This window comes from Sodalis sp. RH14 (assembly GCF_047324285.1).
Classification (GTDB): domain Bacteria; phylum Pseudomonadota; class Gammaproteobacteria; order Enterobacterales; family Enterobacteriaceae; genus Acerihabitans.
The window spans coordinates 5,474,734-5,495,121 of sequence record NZ_CP178739.1 but is presented as its reverse complement, the minus strand read 5'-3'; the positions used below and the strand labels follow the sequence as shown (position 1 = coordinate 5,495,121).

The 20,388-nt window shown below is 61.4% G+C and carries 15 protein-coding genes; 9 read left to right on the top strand and 6 right to left on the bottom strand.

Annotated elements, in window-relative coordinates:
* Positions 1 to 191 precede the first annotated feature (191 nt).
* Entirely contained in the window at positions 192 to 620 is a 429-nt protein-coding gene (locus ACL2XQ_RS25025) for a MarR family winged helix-turn-helix transcriptional regulator (protein ID WP_410013042.1), read from the top strand.
* Positions 617 to 2,014: a DHA2 family efflux MFS transporter permease subunit gene (locus ACL2XQ_RS25020; protein ID WP_413739811.1), complete on the top strand. Its 1,398-nt coding sequence runs from the start codon at positions 617 to 619 to the stop codon at positions 2,012 to 2,014. The genes ACL2XQ_RS25025 and ACL2XQ_RS25020 overlap by 4 nt, the downstream gene beginning before the upstream one ends.
* Before the next feature lie 27 nt (positions 2,015 to 2,041).
* Here the strand turns inward: ACL2XQ_RS25020 and ACL2XQ_RS25015 are convergent, their stop codons facing one another.
* Positions 2,042 to 3,415, bottom strand: a complete 1,374-nt coding sequence (locus ACL2XQ_RS25015; RefSeq protein ID WP_413731651.1) for a cation:proton antiporter — start codon at positions 3,413 to 3,415, stop codon at positions 2,042 to 2,044.
* Positions 3,416 to 3,650: 235 nt separating this feature from the next.
* On the opposite strand from ACL2XQ_RS25015, the gene ACL2XQ_RS25010 reads away from it, so the two are divergent.
* A complete protein-coding gene (locus ACL2XQ_RS25010) occupies positions 3,651 to 4,772 on the top strand; it encodes a GNAT family N-acetyltransferase (protein ID WP_410016692.1) in 1,122 nt (373 codons plus the stop codon).
* 51 nt (positions 4,773 to 4,823) lie between these two features.
* On the opposite strand, the gene ACL2XQ_RS25005 is transcribed toward ACL2XQ_RS25010, so the two are convergent.
* From ACL2XQ_RS25005 to ACL2XQ_RS24990, 4 genes are all read right to left on the bottom strand, one after another.
* Positions 4,824 to 6,656, bottom strand: coding sequence for an ABC transporter ATP-binding protein (locus ACL2XQ_RS25005; RefSeq protein ID WP_413740550.1), 1,833 nt, complete (start codon positions 6,654 to 6,656; stop codon positions 4,824 to 4,826).
* 300 nt (positions 6,657 to 6,956) lie between these two features.
* Positions 6,957 to 8,225: an arginine deiminase gene (locus tag ACL2XQ_RS25000; RefSeq protein WP_410013039.1), complete on the bottom strand. Its 1,269-nt coding sequence runs from the start codon at positions 8,223 to 8,225 to the stop codon at positions 6,957 to 6,959.
* 15 nt (positions 8,226 to 8,240) lie between these two features.
* Positions 8,241 to 9,749, bottom strand: coding sequence for an amino acid permease (locus tag ACL2XQ_RS24995; protein WP_413739810.1), 1,509 nt, complete (start codon positions 9,747 to 9,749; stop codon positions 8,241 to 8,243).
* A gap of 497 nt (positions 9,750 to 10,246) precedes the next feature.
* Entirely contained in the window at positions 10,247 to 12,871 is a 2,625-nt protein-coding gene (locus tag ACL2XQ_RS24990; protein ID WP_413739809.1) for an ATP-binding protein, read from the bottom strand.
* Between the two features lie 143 nt (positions 12,872 to 13,014).
* Here ACL2XQ_RS24990 and ACL2XQ_RS24985 point away from each other — a divergent pair, with 143 nt between their 5' ends.
* The 4 genes from ACL2XQ_RS24985 to ACL2XQ_RS24970 all read left to right on the top strand — a co-directional run bounded on the left by ACL2XQ_RS24985 (position 13,015) and on the right by ACL2XQ_RS24970 (position 17,281).
* Complete coding sequence (locus ACL2XQ_RS24985) at positions 13,015 to 14,526, top strand: sugar ABC transporter ATP-binding protein (protein WP_413739808.1); 1,512 nt, start codon at positions 13,015 to 13,017, stop codon at positions 14,524 to 14,526.
* A gap of 9 nt (positions 14,527 to 14,535) precedes the next feature.
* The gene (locus ACL2XQ_RS24980; RefSeq protein WP_410013036.1) at positions 14,536 to 15,525 is read left to right on the top strand and encodes an ABC transporter permease subunit; all 990 of its coding nucleotides are present in this window, start codon (positions 14,536 to 14,538) and stop codon (positions 15,523 to 15,525) included.
* Between the two features lie 19 nt (positions 15,526 to 15,544).
* Positions 15,545 to 16,486, top strand: coding sequence for an ABC transporter substrate-binding protein (locus tag ACL2XQ_RS24975; RefSeq protein WP_413721668.1), 942 nt, complete (start codon positions 15,545 to 15,547; stop codon positions 16,484 to 16,486).
* A gap of 108 nt (positions 16,487 to 16,594) precedes the next feature.
* Positions 16,595 to 17,281 carry a D-lyxose/D-mannose family sugar isomerase gene (locus ACL2XQ_RS24970; RefSeq protein WP_410013034.1) on the top strand — a complete coding sequence of 229 codons (687 nt, stop codon included), beginning with the start codon at positions 16,595 to 16,597 and terminating at the stop codon, positions 17,279 to 17,281.
* A gap of 5 nt (positions 17,282 to 17,286) precedes the next feature.
* Here the strand turns inward: ACL2XQ_RS24970 and ACL2XQ_RS24965 are convergent, their stop codons facing one another.
* Complete coding sequence (locus ACL2XQ_RS24965; RefSeq protein ID WP_413729236.1) at positions 17,287 to 18,033, bottom strand: response regulator transcription factor; 747 nt, start codon at positions 18,031 to 18,033, stop codon at positions 17,287 to 17,289.
* 148 nt (positions 18,034 to 18,181) lie between these two features.
* On the opposite strand from ACL2XQ_RS24965, the gene mak reads away from it, so the two are divergent.
* Together mak and yhjD are read left to right on the top strand one after the other, a co-directional pair.
* Positions 18,182 to 19,087, top strand: coding sequence for a fructokinase (gene mak, locus ACL2XQ_RS24960; protein WP_410013032.1), 906 nt, complete (start codon positions 18,182 to 18,184; stop codon positions 19,085 to 19,087).
* Positions 19,088 to 19,167: 80 nt separating this feature from the next.
* A complete protein-coding gene (gene yhjD / locus ACL2XQ_RS24955) occupies positions 19,168 to 20,364 on the top strand; it encodes an inner membrane protein YhjD (protein WP_413721669.1) in 1,197 nt (398 codons plus the stop codon).
* Positions 20,365 to 20,388 lie beyond the last annotated feature (24 nt).

The following is a 20,388-nucleotide window of genomic DNA, read 5'->3' as shown; positions in this document are numbered from 1 at the left end:
ATCAGTGTGTTGCCCGCCGCTTGCCGCGCAGCGGCCGATGGCTTCGCCCGGCGGCGCGGGTTGACGGCGCCAGGTGCGCGGCGCCAGGAATGAGATTTGCACTTAACAGTCAAACTTGCAAGTTTATCTTGCAAGTTTGACTGGCAACATTCATGCTTTCCCTATCATTTACCCATTATGGTGACCAGGTCATGTCAGCCAATACCCCGGAGCAAGACGTTTTCGATTTTATGCAGGCGATAGGGATGCTTATCCGGCGTACCCGCAATGAATCCGGGGCGGGAGAACTTTCAATGACCGAGTCTGTCGTCATGTCGCGGCTGGCTAACGACGGCCCCGCCACCACGGCGGCGCTGGCGCGCGCTGAAAGGATGAAGCCGCAGTCTATGGGCGCGACCATTGCCGCGCTTGAAGACATGGGCATCGTCAGGCGTACGCCGCATGCCACCGACGGCCGCCAGGTGCTTATCGAGCTGACGGCGCGCGGGGTTGAGCTACGCAAGAAAAACCGCGAGGCGAAACGGCTGTGGTTATCGCAGGCGATCGCGGAACTTGACGTGGAAGAACGCGCCATGCTTTTCAAGGCCGGCGGGATCATCAAACGACTGGCCGAAAAATGAACCCGGGAACGAAGCGCGGCAACGCGCCCGGCGAAATCGGCTCATCCGTGTGGAAAGTGGCCGTCGTCGTCTTGATCGGGTCGTTTATGACGCAGCTCGATTCGACCGTGGTCAACGTTTCACTCCCGACCATCAGCCATACGCTCGGCTCATCCATTGCGACGGCGCAGTGGATCGTCAGCGGCTATCTGCTGGCGATGACCCTGATGCTGCCGCTCAACGGCTGGCTCGTGGATCGCATCGGCGCAAAGCGGCTTTATCTTATCTGTTTCGCGGTCTTTATCCTGGCGTCCGTTCTGTGCGGCGCGTCGCGGACGATGGGCGGATTGATCGCCGCCCGGGTGTTCCAGGGTCTGGTGGGCGGCGTGCTGGCGCCCATGACGCAGATGATGATTGCGCGCGCGGCGGGGAAAAACATGGCGCGGGTGATGGGCTACGCCACGCTGCCTATCCTGCTCGCACCCATTCTCGGTCCGGTGGTGGCCGGGACGATCCTGACGCAGGCCACCTGGTCCTGGTTGTTCTACCTTAACGTACCGGTGGGGGTGGCAGGTGTCGCACTGGCGGCGTTACTGCTGCCGGGCGATGCCGTCACCTTGCCATCGCGGCCGTTCGATTTTCCCGGTTTCGCGCTGATTTCCCCCGGCCTCGTGGCGTTGATTTACGGGCTGCAAAATGCGGCGCACGCCGGGGGACGATGGCTGCTGCTTGCGGCCGTCGTGGTTCTGGCCGGGTTCGTACGCTATTCCTTGCGCAAGGGGGATTCAGCCCTGATCGACGTACGGATTTTCTCGCACCGGACCTTCTCTGTCGCCGCGATCACACAATTTTTCGCCAGCGGCATCATGTACGGCCGGCAGCTGATCGTCCCGCTGTACCTGATAGCCGGCTGTGGGTTATCCGCCGCGCACGCGGGCTGGCTTATCGCCGCGACGGGGATGGGCATGATGTGCTCGTTTGCGTTGCTGGGGGCGTTGACAGACAGGTACGGCTGCCGCGCGGTCTCGGCGGGCGGCGCGTTGCTGGCGTTCCTGAGCACCCTGGCGTTCCTGTGGATGGCAAGCCATCTGTTCTCCCCCGCCTGGGCCATGGGAAGCCTGTTTCTCGCCGGCGTGGGCCAGGGAACCATCAGCATACCGTCCATATCGGCCGCGTATGCGTCGATACCGAAAGCGAGGCTTGCCGTGGCGAACACCGCGCTGAATATCGCACAACGGATCGGCGGGCCGGTGGCGACCACGCTCCTGGTCATGGCCGTCTCGTTAACCCAGGTTCATCCCGGCCATGCCCAACCGCGGCAATTCTTGCTGGCCTTTGCGCTGCTTTCGGGCCTGCACCTGTTGGCGTTGGCGGCGGCGATGCTCCTGCCGTTGCGCATATCGCGCGCGGCCTGAGCCAAAAACACCGGCGCGGCAACCGGTTCAGCCATCCCCGGAAGAGTCGGGCCTGTCCCGGCGTTGCGCGGCCGCCGCCATTTTGTCCTGCCGCCAGTTGAGCAGCGGCGAGACCGAGATACCGTGCACGATAACGCTTGCCACAATCAGCGTAAACGCCATATTGGCCATGCGCTCGGCATCAGGGCCGGACAGGCCGTGGATATAGGCCCAGGTAATATAGTTGATGCTGCCGATGCCGCGGATACCCAGCCAGCCGATCAAGACCCGGTGCAGGCGCGGCGTGCCGCTGCCGATGGTCGCCGCATACACTGCGAGCGGGCGAACCAGCAAAAATACGATTGCCGCCAGCACCAATCCCATGGGATCCCAATGCAGCGCCAGGGTGACGCCCAACACGATAACGATACCGGCGGCAAACAACCGTTCCATGGTATCGCCAAAGGAGAGCGCGTCGCTGACCACCAGGCCGACGGAGCGCAGCGGCCCCGACGCACCGGACTCATGGCGCTGGTTGGGATTGACCAGGGATTCCGCCGTGCCGCCGCGCGCGTCCTCCGGCAAATGGTCCGGCGAATGCCGGGAAAAGATGCCCAGCTCGGTGCGCCTGAGCCCGACGCCGGCGGCAAACGTGGCTAAAAAGCCCGACGCGTCCAGGCTTTGCGCCGCGGCGTAGCTTAAGGCCACCAGCGCCAGGGCCAGGAAATCATTGGGCGCGGTGTCGTTCCGGGTACTTTTCAGGTGCGTGGCCAGATGGCCAATCAGCCGGCCCATGCCAAAACCGATGCCCAGCCCGCCCAGCAGCGCCCAGGCGACATCGCGCAGCGCCCAGTGGCCCAGCATGCCGAACGACAGCGGCTCATGGGTGGTCAGCAGCAGCATGGCCAACATCAAAATCGGCAGCGCCGTGCCGTCGTTCATGCCCGCTTCGCTGGACAGGGAGACCCGCAGGCTATCGTCGTCGCGGGCGTCGTTAACCGAAATCAGGCTGGCCAGCACCGGATCGGTAGGCGCCACTATCGCGCCGAAGGCCAGGGATAGCGGCCAGGAGAATCCGGTCAGCCAGTGGGCGGCCAGCGTCACGCCGCCGACCGTCAGGATCATCGCCGGGAAAGCCAGGCGCAGTCCCATGCGCCAGCCCTGGTCCTGGAACGGCAATCGCAGCTTGAGGCCGGTAATAAACAGCGAGGCGGCCATGGCAATTTCGGTGACATGCGCGATTAACATCGCGTGGGCGGCCACATCCACCCGCAGCAGGTTCAGCACCCAGGGACCGCAGACGATGCCCGCCAACAGATATACGCCGAATGAGGTGACGGGCCCGCGATGGATCCAGCCGGACGCCAGCGACATGACTAATAACAAGCCGCCCACGGCCGCTGTCCATCCCGTAAAACCCATGCGTTCCCCTGATAATGTCGTTATTCCCCTCTAAGTATGATCTATTTTTTTTATTCGCTCTGATTATGTGTGGACGGACTATCGGCACCCCGGCACGGCACATCGCTTCACGCTGGAAAACTAACCCGCCTTGAGATACTGCGCCTTTGCCACTGCGTGCCCCCGCCCTTGCGTATCGCGCGGCAACTGGCTACTGTTCTTTCTGATTGTCGGCACTTCACCGGAGCATATTGTGATGTCTTTAACGTCCCTGGCGCGCCTGCGCGATATTCCCGCCGGCGAGTGGGATGCCCTGGTCCCGGCCGGACAACCCTTTCTGCGCCACGCCTTTTTGTCGTCTCTTGAGGACAGCGGCAGCCTTGATCCGCGTTCGGGCTGGCAAGCCGACCATCTGTTATGGGTGGAGGACGGCCGTACCCTTGCCGCCATGCCCGGCTACCGGAAACACCACTCCTATGGCGAATATGTTTTCGATCAGGGCTGGGCGGAAGCCTGCGAACGCGCCGGTATTCAGTATTATCCCAAATGGCTGGGCGCCGTGCCCTTCAGTCCGGTAACCGGCGCCAGGCTGCTCGGCGACCCGGCGGCGGGCGCCCGGCTGCTGGCGGCGCTGCCGGGGCATCTGGCCCGCCACGGCCTCTCGGGCGCGCATATCAACTTTACCGATTCCCGCGCCAACGGTCTGCTGGCGGCCGAGCCGGACTGGCTCAGGCGCCTGGGTTGCCAGTATCATTGGTTTAATCGCGGCTACCGGGATTTCCAGGATTTTCTTGATGCCCTGACCTCGCGCAAACGCAAGCAAATGCGCAAGGAACGCGGGCAGGTCCTGGCGCAGGGCATTGAGTTCGCCTGGCTTGCGGGCGGGCAGGTGAGCGAGGCGCAGTGGGACTTTATTTACGCCTGCTACGCCAATACCTATGAGGTGCGCGGCCGCACGCCCTACCTGGCACGGGACTTTTTTAGCCTGCTGGCCGCACGGATGCCCGACGCCGTCCGGGTGGTGCTGGCCAGCCAACGGGGCCGCCCGGTGGCCATGGCCTTCAGCCTGGTGGACGGCGATACGTTTTACGGGCGCTATTGGGGCTGCCTGGCGGAATTCGATCGGCTGCATTTCGAAACCTGTTTTTACCAGGGCATTGATTATGCCATTGCCCATGGGCTGGCGCGTTTTGACGCCGGCGCCCAGGGCGAGCATAAGCTTATCCGCGGTTTCGAGCCGGTGCTGACCGACTCATGGCACTACCTGCGCCACCCCGGCCTGCGCGAGGCGGTGGCCGATTTCCTGACGCAAGAACAACAGGCCGTGCGCGCCTGGGCGCAGGACGCCAGGCAGTCGCTACCCTACCGCCAGGACTGAGCAAAACGTGGCGATAACCGGCACCGACCAAGCGCCATGCCGCCGCCCTGATTACTCCGCCCCGACAAATCCGCCGGTCTGGTATTGCCATAACCGGGCATACAACCCCTGGCGGGCCAGCAGTTCGTTATGGCTGCCGACCTCGGCGATGCGCCCATTATCCAGCACCACCAGCCGATCCATCTTGATAATGGTCGACAGCCGGTGGGCGATGGCAATGACCGTCTTGCCGCGCATCAGCAGCTCCAGGCTTTCCTGGATGGCCGCCTCCACCTCCGAATCCAGCGCCGAGGTCGCCTCATCCATAATCAGGATCGGCGCGTCCTTCAGCAATACCCGGGCGATGGCGATACGCTGGCGCTGCCCGCCGGAGAGCTTCACGCCGCGCTCGCCGACATGGGCATCCAGGCCGGTGCGGCCCTGCGGGTCGGACAGCAGTGGGATAAACTCGTCGGCGCGGGCGCGGCGAATGGCATCCCACAGTTGCTCGTCGCTGGCACCGGGTTTGCCATACAGCAGGTTATCGCGGATAGAACGGTGCAGCAGGGAGGTATCCTGGGTGATCATGCCGATCTGCGCCCGCAGGCTTTCCTGGCTGACGTGGGCGATATCCTGCCCGTCGATAAGAATCCGGCCGCCGTCCAGGTCGTACAGGCGCAGCAGCAGGTTCACCAGCGTCGACTTGCCGGCTCCGGAGGGGCCGATCAGACCGATTTTTTCGCCGGGTTGGATAAACAGATCCAACCCGTTTATCACCGGCCGCTCCCGGCCGTAGTTAAAATCAACATGATCAAACCGAATGGCGCCGCGGTCGACCACCAGCCGCTGCGCCCGCGGCCGGTCGGTGACGCTGACCGGTTGGGCGATGGTTTCCAGGCCGTCCTGCACCATGCCGATATTTTCAAAAATGCCGTTAACCACCCACATGATCCAGCCCGACATATTGACGATGCGGATCACCAGGCCGGTGGCCAGCGCAATGGCGCCCACGCTTAACAGCGACTGGGTCCATAACCACAGCGCCAGCCCGGTGGTGCCGACGATCAGCAGGCCGTTGAGCGTGGTGATCGCCACGTCCATACTGGTGACCACACGGCTTGCCAGCTGGGTTTTATACGTCTGCTCGCTGATAGCCTCGCGGGCATACTGCTGCTCCAGCGCCGTATGCGCGAACAGTTGCAGGGTGGTGATATTGGTATAGCCGTCGACAATACAGCCCATCAGCTTGGAACGCGCCTCTGAAGACGCCACCGAGCGGGCTTTGACCCTGGGCACGAAATAATACAGGCAGACCAGGTAGCCGAAAATCCAGGCCACCAGGGGGATCACCAGACGCCAATCCGCCTCGGCAAACAGCACCAGCGTGGTGATGGCGTAAATCAGCACATGCCACAGGGCGTCCACCGCCTGCACCAGCGAGTCGCGCAGTGAATTGCCGGTTTGCATAATGCGCTGGGCGATGCGGCCGGCAAAATCATTCTGGAAAAAATTCAGGCTCTGGCGCAGCACGTAGTTATGATTTTGCCAGCGGATCAGGCTGGTCATACCCGGGCTGATGGTCTGGTGCACCAGCAGGTCGTGCAGGCCGATGAACACCGGACGCAGCAACAGGATCACCACCGTCATCCACAGCAGTTCGCCGCCGTGCTCGCTGAAAAAACGCGTGCCGGGCGTGCCGTTGACCAGGTCGATAATCCGGCTCAGGTAGCTGAACATCGCCACCTCGATAAGCGCGCCGACCAAACCCACCACCAGCAGCGCGGCAAAGCTCGGCCAGACCTGGCGCAGATAATACCAATAGAAAGGCCATACCCGGCCGGGTGGCGCCTTCGTCGGCGCTTCCTGGAAAACGTCGATAAATTTTTCGAAACGGCGGTACAGCATCACAATCCTCTCATCTCGTTTAAGCTGGGCGTACCCGGGATAAAGAAGAGTAGTGCATTTTGCGCCGGATTTTTGACTCAATTCACCGCTCATTAAGCCACAGTATCTTATGGCGGCGAGGAAACGCGGCGGGGCTCATGACGTAAAAAACGGCGCGCTCCCCGGCGCCCGCCGTCAGGTTGCCGCCGGCAGGGGTTATGCAGAGCGCGCCGTTCCACTGCTTCTCTTATTGATGCCGCCGCGTGAACGGGCGGATGTTATCGGCGCAATCCCGACGGCCTTGTCCCTTGGCGCGCGGGATCACTCAACCGCGTCGCGAATCAGCGGACAGGTCATGCAATGACCGCCGCCGCGTCCGCGGCCCAGCTCGCTGCCCACGATTTCAATGACCTCCACCCCTTCTTTACGCAGCCGGGTATTGGTTTTGGTATTGCGATCATAGGCCATGACCTTGCCGGGAGACAGCGCCACCATGTTATTGCCGCTGTCCCACTGCTGGCGTTCGGTATCGTAATCATTGCCCTCGGTTTCGACCACGCGCAGCGTATCCAGGTTTAACGCCGCGGCCACCGCCTCGACAAAGGAGCCCGGGTCGCGGCTGAGCTTCATGCCGGTCGGGCCGTCGTCCGGACGCAGGGAAAACGTTTTGATTTGATTGACGATGGCCGGATACAGCGTCACCACATCCCGATCGCAGAAGGTGAATACCGTATCCAGATGCATCGCCGCGCGCAGTTTCGGCATGGCGGCAATCATTACCCGTTCCACCCCGGACTGTTTTTTAGCGAACAGCGACGCCGCCAGTTGGGTAATGGCCTGGTGCGAGGTACGTTCGCTCATGCCGATGAGCACCGTTTTATTGCCGATAGGCATCACATCGCCGCCTTCCAGGGTGGCGGTGCCGTGGTGAACCGTCGGATCGCCATACCAGACATCGAAATGGGCATGGGCAAAATCCGGATGGAATTTATAGATAGCCGCCATCAGCAATGTTTCCTCATGGCGGGCCGGCCAGTAAAGCGGGTTAAGCGTGACGCCGCCGTAGATCCAGCAGGTCGTGTCGCGGGTATACAGGGTATTGGGCAACGGCGGCAGCAGGTACTCGGTAATGCCCACCGCTTCACGGATCAGCGTCAGTTCCTCATGATCGGCATATCCCTGCGCGGCCAGTTCGGTGGTGGAGAGGCCGCCTATCAGCACTTCGGCCAGGATCCGCGGCGGCAGGCCATCGAGGAAACTGCGGGTTTCGCTTAATATCCCAAGCGTTACCTCATCGGGCACGATTTGCTGATCCAGCAGCCAGCTCCTGGCCAAAGGATTTTCCAGGGTCGTCGCCAGCAGGTTATGCATTTCCACCACCTCGACGCCCTGCTCGCGCATTTTGGTCATAAAGTCGAAATGATCGCGTTTGGCGCGCTCCACCCACAGCACGTCGTCAAATAACAGTTCATCACAGTTACTGGGCGTCAGGCGATTATGCGCCCTCCCCGGCGCGCACACCAAGACCTTGCGCAGTCGTCCCACTTCCGAATAAACGCCATACTCCGCAGGTTTTTGCTTCTCTGTCATATCAGCTCCCGTCATTTAGATGGTGATAACCCCGGTGGCGAGACTCCACAGCGCCGCAATGGCCGCCAGCATCACGACGATAAAGACTGTCCGTTCCGCCGCGGTGAATAATTCCGCCTTCTGTTCACGTTTTGCGAGAATAAACAGCACGGTGCCGGGTCCGTAGATCACGGCGGACAACAGCAGATACTTTAATCCGCCGGCATAAATCATCAGCAACGCGTAAAAGGTAGCGATTGCCGCAAAAAGCAGGTCTTTTTTATGCCCCCGCCAATCGGTTTCATAGGTCTCGCCGGTCCAGGCCAGCTTTAAGGCGTAGGCGCCGACCAATAAATAAGGGATAAGCGTCAGCGAGCTGGTCAATTCAAGCGCCAGCTGAAAGGCATAATCACTAAACAACGTCAGGACCAGGAAAACCTGGATGGTGATATTGGTCAGCCATACGGCGGCGGAGGGGACCGCCCGGCTATTTTCCGTGGCGAATATCTTCGGCATGCTTTGGCTTTTGGCGGCGCAGAACAGCACTTCCGCCGCCAGCAGCGACCAGGAGAGATATGCGCCGAGCACCGAAATAATCAGCCCCGCGCTAATAAACACCGCACCCCAGCGGCCCACCACCGCTTCCAGCACGCCGGCCATGGACGGCTGGCGCAAGGCGGCCAGGTCCGGGCGCAGCAATACGCCGTAGGACAGCATGGTCACCAGTATCATCAGGCACAGCACGCCGATAAAACCCAGCACCGTGGCAATGCCGATATGGCTGCGCTGCCGGGCATAGCGGGAATAGACGCTGGCGCCCTCGATTCCTAAAAAGACAAATACCGTCACCAGCATGGTGCTCCGTACCTGGGAAAACAGCGATTCGGGCTGCGCCGCCGGCGCCATCGCCAGGGCGGCATGGCCGGCATAGCCGTAGTCGTTGAGGTGCGATACGTCGCCGCCGCGCGCCAAATCCGGGACGCCCCAGAAATTGGCGGCAAAAAAATCGCCTTTGAAGGCGAAAATCAAGACAATGACAAAACAGAATATCGGAATAACTTTGGCGAAGGTGGCGATGGTATTGATTGATGCGGCGCCTTTTACGCCACGCAACAACAGCACATGGAATGCCCAGAGAATAACCGAAGCCACCAGTACCGCCGGCACGGTATCGCCATTGCCGAATATCGGGAAAAAGGCGCCGAGCGTGGATTTTATTAAAACATAATAAGAAACGTTGCCTATACAGGTGCCCGCCCAGAATCCCAGGGCGGAGGCAAAACCTAAATAATCGCCGAATCCTTCCTTGGCATAAATAAATACCCCGGAATTGAGTTCAGGCTTGCGCTGGGCCAGCGTCTGGAAGACAAAAGCCAGCATCAGCATACCGCCGCCCGCGATACACCAGGCGATCAGGGCGCCGAAGCCGCCGGTGGCGCGACCGAAGGTGGCCGGCAGGGAAAATATACCGGCGCCGATCATCGACCCCACCACCAAAGCCGTAAGCGACCATAGAGACAATTTCGCGTCTGCTGAGTTTGTCATATATATTCTCAATGTCTTGCGGTAAATCATAAATTAACTCATTTTTTACGCAATGTATTGTGATCTTTTCGTGATTTTAGATTTTTGCAATATATCCATTCCATGCCTTTGGCGGCATGCCTGTCGCCATGATTTCTATATCCATAGAAACTAAATGATGAATTATTTTTAATACGAAAGTTAATTTTAGAAGGAAATCATATTAATTATATTTATTACATATTACCTAACAACATTAAAAAAACGCGGTGGAATATCCGCCGATATCATAGTTATTATTTCTCGCACCGCTGCGCCTTTAAATATGCCGCGAAGACCATTATGCCGTTTTTTATCATGCCGGGTCCGCTACGCGGCGGCATGGGCGCTTGACCGGGGCCGTGGTTTTTCTGTTTTCCACGCGAGGGGATTTGCCGGTATCATCCGGCGCGTTATCGTCGGACCAAACAGTTTTTTTTATTGATCGAAACGTCTTATCAATGGGTAACCGTTAAGCATCACCCATGGCCGTTTAGCCTTGCGCCTAAGGCCTGCCGCAGCGCCTGGGCCAATTGCGCCAGGCTAAACGGCTTGCGCAGCAGCGTGACGGCGTCGGGCAATCCGCAGCCGTCGCGGCGCATATCCTGACCGCTGATAAGCAGGGTAGCCAGCGCCGGATTCGCCCGGCGGGCCAGGCGAATAACATCGGCGCCGCTGTGCGCGCCGGGCAGCATTAAATCGCTAATCAGCAGGGCGATATCCGGCGTGCGCCCGAGCAGCATCAGGGCCTCGGCGCTGTCGCCGGTGGCGAGCGTCAGGTATCCCAACTGATGCAGCTGTTCGCGCAGGGTTTCGCGCACATCGTCCTGATCGTCAAGGATCAGCACCAGCAAGTCCTCGCGCGCCTCGGGAGCGGGTTCGGCCGGCGGCGCCGGGACCGGGGTCGCGGCCGGCGCGCGCGGCAGTTGCAGGCGCACCAGCGTGCCGGCGCCCGGTGACGATTCAATCTGCACCCGGCCGCCGGACTGGCGGATAAAGCCATAGACCATCGACAGCCCCAGGCCGCTGCCGCTGCCGACCGTTTTGGTGGTGAAAAAGGGCTCGAATACCTGCGATTGCACCTCGGCCGACATACCGCAGCCGCTGTCGGCGACCTCCAGCGTCACCATATCCTGCTTCCTGCCGCCGGCGCGCACCACCCGCTGGTTATAGGTACGGATAATAATTTCGCCGCCGCGTCCCTCCATGGCGTCGCGGGCGTTGACCACCAGGTTCATAATGGCGTTTTCCAACTGGTTGACATCGATCCAGGCAAACCAGCCGGGCAGTTGAGGCTCAAGCTTCAGCGCGAGGTTGACCGCAAGCGTTTGGCGCAGCAGTTCGCTCAGGTTATCCACCAGCCCGGCCAACTGCACCGCCTGGGGATGCAGCGCCTGTTTGCGGGAAAAGGCCAGCAGGCGCTGCGTCAGCTGGGCGCCGCGCCCGGCGGCTTTCAGGGCGCGATCGATGCGCTCGCCGTCGCGGCCGTCGCCGTTTGCGCACAGCTCAAGGCTGCCGATAATCACCGCCAGCAGGTTATTGAAGTCATGGGCCAGGCCGCCGGTCAGCTGTCCCACCGCCTTCATTTTCTGGCTATGGACCAGCGCCTGCTCCAGCGCCTTGCGCTCCGAGCGGTCCAAGACCACATTGACCATGCCGTGGCGCGGCACCGGGCTGAAACGCAGCTCGAGGATAGGGCCGTTTCCCAGGTGTATTTCCAGCGCGCGGGGTTGAAGCGCGCGCAGGTGGGCCGCCACCTCGCGCCAGTCGCGATAACCGGGCGCCTTTGCCTGGTTGCGGCCGAGGAACGCCAGCAATTCCCGGTAATGCTGGCCACGAAACAGCAGCGTTGCCGGCAGCCCCAGCAGCAGCGGGTATTGCGGGTTCCACACCACCAGGTGGCCGCGCCGATCGAACAGGGCAAACCCGTCGCGCATGGCCAGGAAGGTATTTTCCAGCTGGGTGCTTTTTTCTTTCAGCAGACGCGAGGTGTGCTCCAAAGACGCGGTATTGCCGGCAAAGACGTTAAAGGCCCGCGCCAGATCGCCCAGTTCGTCGCGCCGGTGCAGTCCCGGCACGCTGACCTGGCGCTCGCCCCTGGCCAGACGTGACATGGCGTCGGCGATAACCGACAGGTTGGACCCCAGGTTGCGATAGATATACCAGCCGGCGAACAGGGTGATGACCAGCGACAGCAGGGCAAACAGGCCGATGAAATAGATGATTGACGCCAGTTCGTTATGCGTCTGGCGCATCCGCTCCCGCGACTCCCCCGCCACTTTTTGCACATACAGGTTGATATCGCCGTTCAGCATGCCGACCAGCGCCTTAATATGATAGGTGTAATAGGCGATGGCCAGATCGCTGCCGGACAGCTCGCGGCCCAGGGGGCCGAGACTGTGCTGGCTCAGCATAAATAACCGGATTTTATCGCCCAGCAGGGCGCTGGCGTCGCCGGACGGCGGCCAGCCGGCCATCACCTGATCCAGTTGGATTAGCGCCGACCGGGGGCTGGTAGTGTGAATGGCGATATCCAGCAGGCGGTCGATTTCGCCCCTGAGGGCGACTGTCGGCGCCAACTGGTGTTCACGGGCCGCGATGGTATCAATCTGGCGCAGGTACATTTGGCACTGGTACAGCTCGCTCAGCAGCTGGTTGCGCTGCATATGCCGCTGATGGCCCAGCTCAAGCAGGCGGGTGACGCTGGCTTCCAGGGCGCCGCTGCGCCCGGTGATGCGCTCCACCAGCGCCGGTTCGCTCCCGGCCAGCGGCGATTGCGCCAACCGGCGCAGGGAAGATTGCAGCGCCAGCTGCGTTTGCGCCAGTCGCATAGCCTCGCTCTGGTATTCCAGCGCGCCCACCACCTGGGACAGGCGGATGGCGGCAATGGCCACGTTGGCGGTATCGCGTCCCAGCTCCATGCTGCCGGTCATTTCACTGAGGGTACGGGCCTGCATTTGTTCCTGCAGGTTGCCGGCATGGCGGAACCCCACGATCGCCACCACGCTGACCATCAGCGTCACCGCCACCACCAGCAGGTTAAACATCAGCAGGCGGCCCCGGGCGCCTGCCAGGATCGGCTTTGGGGAGAACAACGACGTCATATCAGGGCTCCGCGACGGGCAGGGCGCCAGTATAAAACCCATGCCGTGGCTAATTATGACAAACATGAACGACCGCTGACATTTTGCATTTATCTGCGCCTGCTTTACTGCGCCTATGACGGCTTAACGAAGGCGCCAACCGGATGACAGCTACCCCGATTCTCGAAATTCGCGATATCGGCAAACGTTTCGGCCATTTCCATGCCCTGAAGTCGGTCAACCTCAAAGTCTGGCTGGGCGAAATCCATGCCTTGATGGGGGAAAACGGCGCGGGCAAAAGCACCCTGATGAAAATCCTGGCCGGCGCTTACACCACCACCAGCGGCGAGATCGTCATCGACGGCGAGCCCAGGCCGATTAAAAGCCCGAAAGACGCCCTGGCGGCGGGCATTACGCTTATCTACCAGGAAATGAATCTGGCGCCCAACCTGACGGTGGCGGAAAACATCTTCCTCGGCAGTGAGCTGGCGCGCGGCGGCCTGGTGCAGCGCGGCAAAATGGTCCAGGAGGCCCAGCAGGTTATCGATCGCCTGGGCGCCCAGTTTCACGCCACCGACCTGGTCATGTCGCTGACCATCGCCGAACAGCAGCAGGTGGAAATCGGCCGCGCGCTGCACCGCAACAGCCGCATCCTGGTGATGGACGAACCCACCGCCGCGCTTTCGTCCCGCGAAACACAGCGCCTGTTCGAGCTGATAAAACGGCTGCGCCAGGAAGGGATGGCCATTATCTATATCAGCCATCGCATGGCGGAAGTCTATGAACTCTCCGATCGGGTCAGCGTGCTGCGCGACGGCCAGTATGTCGGCAGCCTGACGCGCGAGCAGCTTTCCGCCGCCGAGCTGGTGCGCATGATGGTCGGGCGGCCGCTAAGCGATCTGTTTAATAAGGACGTCCATATCCCGGTGGGCGATGTGCGCCTGGAGCTGCGGGACCTTACCGACGGCAAAAAGGTCAAGCCCGTCAGCCTGACGGTGCGTTCCGGCGAGATCGTCGCGCTGTCCGGACTGGTGGGCGCCGGCCGATCCGAGCTGGCCCAGCTGGTGTTCGGCGTCCATAAACCCACCGGCGGCGTCGTGCGTGTGGACGGCAATCCCGTCGCCATCCGCTCGCCGCGCGACGCCATTGCGCTGGGCATCGGCTTTTTGCCCGAGAACCGTAAGGAACAGGGGCTGTTCCTGGATATGGCCGCCCATGAAAATATCGTTATGCCGATCCTGGAGCGCGACGCGCGCTTCGGCCTGCTTAACCGACGCAAGGGACTGTCGATTTCGTCCGAGGCCATCCGCGCGCTCAATATCCGCGTACCCCACGCCCAGGTGCGCGCCGGCGGGCTGTCCGGCGGCAACCAGCAAAAGCTGCTGGTGTCGCGCTGGGTGGCGATCCATCCGCGCATCCTGATCCTTGACGAGCCGACGCGCGGGGTGGACGTGGGCGCCAAAAGCGAGATCTATCGCATGATGGGACAAATGGCGCAGCAGGGCGTAGCCATTTTAATGATCTCCAGCGAACTGCCTGAGGTGGTCGGGATGAGCGATCGCGTATACGTGATGTGTGAGGGCCGACTGGCAGGGGAGCTCAGCCGCGGCGAGATTTCGCAGGAAAATATCATGACGCTGGCCACCGGCGTCGCACTGACACCGACGTCCGTTTAAGGAGCCGCCATGGCCACCAATTCCGCTACCCCCGACGCCACGCCGGCCGCCGCCAAACGGCCCTGGCTGAACGACCTGATGCAAACTGTCGGCATCCTGCCGATACTGGTGCTGATCGTGGCGATTTTCGGCTTTGTCGCGCCCAATTTCTTCACCGACAGCAACCTGCTGAATATCGCCCGCCAGGCTTCCATAAACATCGTCCTGGCGGCCGGGATGACCTTTATTATCCTGACCGGCGGCATCGATCTGTCGGTGGGGTCGATGCTTGGCGCCACGGCGGTGGTGGCCATGGTGGTCTCGCTCAATCCGGCGCTGGCCTGGCTGTCGATTCCGCTGGCGCTGCTGGCGGGGCTGGGCATGGGGCTGTTCAACGGCATCCTGGTGGCCTACGCCGGCCTGCCGCCGTTTATCGTCACCCTCGGCACCTATACCGCGCTGCGCGGCGCCGCCTACCTGCTGGCGGACGGCACTACGGTGATCAATTCCTATATCAATTTCGAATGGATCGGCAATTCCTACCTGGGGCCGGTGCCCTGGTTGATTATCATTGCCCTGGCGGTGATTGCGGTGTGCTGGTTTATCCTCAGGCGCACCACCCTCGGCGTGCATATCTACGCGGTGGGCGGCAATATGCAGGCGGCGCGCCTGACCGGCATCCGGGTCAGCTTTGTGCTGCTGTTCGTCTATGCCGCCAGCGGCCTGCTTTCCGGCCTGGGCGGATTGATGAGCGCCTCCAGGCTCTACAGCGCCAACGGCAACCTGGGCATGGGGTACGAGCTGGACGCCATTGCCGCGGTGATCCTCGGCGGCACCAGCTTTGTCGGCGGCATCGGCACCATCACCGGCACGCTGGTGGGGGCGCTGATTATCGCCACGCTTAACAACGGCATGACGCTGATGGGCGTCTCCTATTTCTGGCAGCTGGTGATCAAAGGGGCGGTGATCATCATAGCGGTGCTGATTGACAAATACCGTACCCGACATCATCAGGCATAACCCATACCGGAGAGAAACCATGCGATTTAATCCTGTTTATACCGCGTTGCTGACGGCGGCCATGCTGACCGTCGCCCCCCTGGCGCAGGCCAAGGATCTGAAGGCCATCGGCGTAACGGTGGGCGATCTCGCCAACCCGTTTTTTGTCCAGATAACCAAAGGGGCGGAAATGAAAGCCCGGGAACTGGCCGGCGATAAAGTTAACGTGACGCTGGTGTCCAGCGGCTACGATCTGGGCCAGCAGGTGGGGCAAATCGATAATTTCATCGCCGCCAAGGTCGATATGATTATCCTGAACGCGGCGGATTCCAAAGGCATAGGTCCGGCGGTGAAACGCGCCCAGGCCGCGGGCATCGTGGTGGTGGCGGTCGATGTGGCGGCCGAGGGGGCCGACGCCACCATCACTTCCAACAATACGCAGGCCGGGGAACTGGCCTGCCAATACATTACCGATAAGCTGAAAGGCAAAGGCCAGGTGGTGATTGTTAACGGCCCGCCGGTGTCCGCGGTGCAAAACCGGGTGGAAGGCTGTATGAACGAGCTGAAAAAACACCCGGATATCAAACTGCTGTCCTATAACCAGAATGCCAAGGGCAGCCGCGAGGGAGGATTGGAAGTGATGACCTCGCTGCTGGCGGCCAACCCGCATATCGACGCGGTCTTCGCCATTAACGACCCGACGGCCATCGGCGCCGATCTGGCCGCCAAGCAGGCCCAGCGTAAAGAGTTCTTTATCGTCGGCGTCGACGGCTCGCCGGACGGCGAGGAAGCGCTGAAACGCGAAAACTCGCTGTTTGTCGCCACGCCGGCCCAGGATCCGCAGGTCATGGCCGCCAAGGCGGTGGAAATCGGTTATGACATTTTACAAGGCAAGCCGGCACCCAAGGACCCGGTGCTGATCCCGGTGAAAATGATCGATCGCAACAATGTCGGCAGCTACAAGGGCTGGACGGTGAAATAATCCACAGCGCCGGCGGGCCGGCGCGGTCGACTCCGCGCCGGCCCGCCATCATCCTCCTATGGGCGGCGAGGTATCGCGCCGCCCGCTCCCGATGACAGCGGAGGCGATATGAAACGCTCTCAGGTCAACAGTATCCTGCAGCAGACCCAGCAATTTTTTGCCCGCAACGGCATGCATCTGCCGCCGTTTGCCCGTTTTTCCCCCCCGGACTGGCTGGCCCTGGAGCGCCGGCACTGGCGCGAGGTGTTTGATCTGCGCCTGGGCTGGGATGTCACCGATTTCGGCGGCGATGATTTTAGCCATACCGGCCTGACGCTGTTCACCTTGCGCAACGGCTCCCCCGACGGCGCGCCTTATGCCAAAACCTATGCCGAAAAAGCCATCCATTGCCGGGAAGCGCAAATCACGCCGCTGCATTTTCATTGGCATAAGCGCGAGGATATTATCAACCGGGGCGGCGGCAACCTGATGGTGGAAATGTATAACAGCGATGAGGGGGAACAGCTCGCCGCCTCGAAAGTGACGGTCGTCATCGACGGTTGCCGGCAAACCCACGCCGCCGGCTCCCGGGTGCGGCTGGCGCCCGGGGAAAGCATTTGCCTCACGCCCGGCATTTACCACAGTTTCTGGGGGGAGGAGGGTTATGGCGATGTGCTGGTGGGCGAAGTCTCCATGACCAATGACGACCAGCATGATAACCGTTTCCTGCGGGGACAGGCGCGTTTTAGCCCGATAACCGAAGACGAGGCGCCGCGCTGGCTGCTATGCAACGACTACCCCCTCTTACCGGCCTGACGCGCTCAGGCGGTCTGGGCGATGGCGGCATCGGCGCGCACCACATCGGCCGCAAACACATATCCCAGCCGGCGGATGGTGCGGATAAGCGTCGGCTGGTGGGGATTGGATTCTATCTTACGGCGCAGCCGCATGATCAGCACGTCGACGGTGCGATCGAAGACGTCCAGGGTTTCGCTGTGGGTCAGTTCCAGCAGTTGATCGCGGGTGAGCACTTTACGGGCGTGCGCAATCAGCGCCAGCAGCAGGCTGTATTCGCCCTGCGTCAGGACCACCGGATCCCCGCCGGGATTAAACAGCGTGCAGCTGTCGCTGTCGAGCCGCCAGCCGTTAAACAGCCAGCCGTTGTGACGGCCGGCGGCCGGCGGCGCCATGGACGGCGAACCGCCGCGGCGCAGCACCGCCTTGATGCGCGCAATCACCACGCGCGGATGAAAGGGTTTGACGATATAATCATCGGCGCCCATTTCCAGACCGACGATGATATCGGATTCCGATCCCATGCCGGTGAGCATCACCACCGGCAAATGCGGCCGCAGGCGCTGGATCTGCTGCAATACCAGCAGGCCGTTGGTATCCGGCAGCATCAGGTCCAGCAGCACCAGCGCAATCTCCGGCGATTGCTCAAGCAGCGCCAGCGCCGACCGGCCCTGATGGCGGACGTGCACGGTAAATACATGCTCGCTGAGCATGTCGTTTAACAGTTCACAGATGGCGGGGTCGTCGTCCACGACAAGAATACTGGGTTTCATATGCCGTCTTCGCTGTGTTACGGGAATGATAATAGAGTGTACATTAAGCCAAATCGATAGCATGGTTCAGGATGTGGATGTGTGAGACGTCTCTCATGCCGCATCGGGGACGCGATGGCCGGCGGCGGATTAAATGGAGGAGGTGACAATGCGTATTGGCATAGATCTGGGCGGGACCAAAACAGAAGTGGTGGCGCTGGGCGAGGACGGACAGGCGATATATCGCCAGCGTATCCCCACGCCGCGCGACGATTATGACCAGACCCTACGCGCCATCGCCTCGCTGGTGGCCGGCGCCGAACAGGCCGCCGGCCGGCAGGGCAGCGTCGGCATCGGCATCCCGGGCACCCTGTCGCCGTATACCCAACGGGTGAAAAATGCCAATTCGGTCTGGCTCAACGGCCGGGAGATCGATAAGGATTTAACGGCGCTGCTGGGACGACCGGTACGCATCGCCAACGACGCCAATTGCCTGGCGGTATCCGAGGCCACCGACGGCGCGGCCGCCGGCGCCGCCACCGTGTTTGCGGTGATTATCGGCACCGGCTGCGGCGCGGGGCTTGCGATCAACGGTCGGGTTCATGCCGGCGGCAACGGCATCGCCGGAGAGTGGGGCCATAATCCCCTGCCCTGGCAGGACGGGGACGAACAGCGCCATGCCCGGGAAGTACCCTGCTACTGCGGCAAAACGGGCTGTATCGAGACCTTTGTGTCCGGCACCGGTTTTGCCGGCGACTACACCCGCCTGGGCGGGCCGCCGTCCACCGGCGCGGAGATTATGCAGCGGGCGGCGGCGGGGGACGCGCTGGCCGGCATGGCCGTCAGCCGCTATGAGCAGCGGCTGGCCAAGTCGCTGGCCCATGTGATCAATATCCTCGACCCCGACGTGGTGGTGCTGGGCGGCGGCATGAGCAACGTCGACCGCTTATACCGTACCCTGCCGGCGTTGATTAAAGGCTGGACGTTCGGCGGCGAGTGCGAAACGCCGGTGCGCAAGGCGGCCCACGGCGATTCCAGCGGGGTGCGCGGCGCCGCCTGGCTGTGGCCGGATTGATCCGCCCGTGCCGTTTTTAGCGATCCTTATCTATAATCAATTGCATGGCGAACTAATATCGCGATAGAGATGAGAGGATCATGGCTGAAAAATCGACGACATCAACCCCGTCCCCCGGGCAATCCGGCAGTTCGCTGTTCGGCAATATCCATACCGGCAACGAAAAGATTGATAAGGTGGCGTTACGTTCCGGCCGCCTGATCGGGAAAGTCAGCGCCTATCCGGCTGTGGCGCACGTGATCCGCGCCGTGGAGCGTTTTAACGACCGTATGGGCAGCCAGTTCGGCGCGGCGATCACCTATTTTTCCTTCCTGTCCCTGATACCCATTTTAATGGTGTCCTTCGCCGGGGTGGGGTTTTTCCTGGCGTCCAATCCGGATATCCTGACCAACCTGATTAACAAGATTGCCGACAGCATCAGCGACCGGACCCTGGCGGATACGCTGAAAACCACGGTCAAGACCGCCATCGCCCAGCGTACCACGGTGGGTATTACCGGGCTGCTGATAGCGCTGTATTCCGGCCTGAACTGGATGGGCAACCTGCGCGAGGCCATCCGCGCCCAGCTGCGCGACGAATGGGAGCGCAATCCCCAGGATGAGGAAAAATTCTATCTTAAATACCTGCGCGATCTGATTTCGCTGATTGGACTTATCGTGGCGCTGATTGTCACCCTGTCCCTGACCTCCATCGCCGGCGCCGCCCAGGAAAGTATCGTCAAAGCCCTGGGGCTGGACACCGTTGAATGGCTGCGGCCGGTCATGACGGTGGTCACGCTGATAGTCTCGGTGCTGGCCAATTACCTGCTGTTTTTGTGGATCTACTGGGTCATCCCCCGCCATAAGCCGCACAGCAAAGCCATGTTCCGCGGGGCGCTCCTGGCGGCGGTGGGTTTTGAAATCATCAAAATTATCATGACCCTGACGCTGCCCAAGCTGGCCACCTCGCCTTCGGGGGCGGCGTTTGGCTCGGTGATCGGGCTGATGGCGTTTTTCTACTTTTTTGCCCGCCTGACGTTGTTTTGCGCCGCCTGGATAGCCACGGCAAAATACCGCGACGACGACACCCCCACGCCGCCGGGGACGAAAGCGCCTCCCGCGGCGAATCGCGGCCGGGACAATACCGGCGCCGGCATATCTTACGGCGCGCCTGGAAAACCGCCGGCGGCCCGGCGCCTCTGCGCCGCCCAGGCGGCATCGGGACAGGACCGCCTCTTGCCCTATCTAATGGTGCTTACCGCCGGTATAGCAGTGTATTATTTCAATAAAATGCGCTAAAAGCAGTGAGTATTGCTACTTTTA

Coding starts and splice junctions, on each gene's coding strand:
- ACL2XQ_RS25015 (WP_413731651.1), bottom strand. CDS start 3,415: ATGGGTTTTACGGGATGGACAGCGGCCGTGGGCGGCTTGTTATTAGTC.
- ACL2XQ_RS24975 (WP_413721668.1), top strand. CDS start 15,545: ATGCGATTTAATCCTGTTTATACCGCGTTGCTGACGGCGGCCATGCTG.
- ACL2XQ_RS25010 (WP_410016692.1), top strand. CDS start 3,651: ATGTCTTTAACGTCCCTGGCGCGCCTGCGCGATATTCCCGCCGGCGAG.
- yhjD (WP_413721669.1), top strand. CDS start 19,168: ATGGCTGAAAAATCGACGACATCAACCCCGTCCCCCGGGCAATCCGGC.
- ACL2XQ_RS24990 (WP_413739809.1), bottom strand. CDS start 12,871: ATGACGTCGTTGTTCTCCCCAAAGCCGATCCTGGCAGGCGCCCGGGGC.
- ACL2XQ_RS24985 (WP_413739808.1), top strand. CDS start 13,015: ATGACAGCTACCCCGATTCTCGAAATTCGCGATATCGGCAAACGTTTC.
- mak (WP_410013032.1), top strand. CDS start 18,182: ATGCGTATTGGCATAGATCTGGGCGGGACCAAAACAGAAGTGGTGGCG.
- ACL2XQ_RS25005 (WP_413740550.1), bottom strand. CDS start 6,656: ATGCTGTACCGCCGTTTCGAAAAATTTATCGACGTTTTCCAGGAAGCG.
- ACL2XQ_RS24970 (WP_410013034.1), top strand. CDS start 16,595: ATGAAACGCTCTCAGGTCAACAGTATCCTGCAGCAGACCCAGCAATTT.
- ACL2XQ_RS24980 (WP_410013036.1), top strand. CDS start 14,536: ATGGCCACCAATTCCGCTACCCCCGACGCCACGCCGGCCGCCGCCAAA.
- ACL2XQ_RS25020 (WP_413739811.1), top strand. CDS start 617: ATGAACCCGGGAACGAAGCGCGGCAACGCGCCCGGCGAAATCGGCTCA.
- ACL2XQ_RS24965 (WP_413729236.1), bottom strand. CDS start 18,033: ATGAAACCCAGTATTCTTGTCGTGGACGACGACCCCGCCATCTGTGAA.
- ACL2XQ_RS25000 (WP_410013039.1), bottom strand. CDS start 8,225: ATGACAGAGAAGCAAAAACCTGCGGAGTATGGCGTTTATTCGGAAGTG.
- ACL2XQ_RS24995 (WP_413739810.1), bottom strand. CDS start 9,749: ATGACAAACTCAGCAGACGCGAAATTGTCTCTATGGTCGCTTACGGCT.
- ACL2XQ_RS25025 (WP_410013042.1), top strand. CDS start 192: ATGTCAGCCAATACCCCGGAGCAAGACGTTTTCGATTTTATGCAGGCG.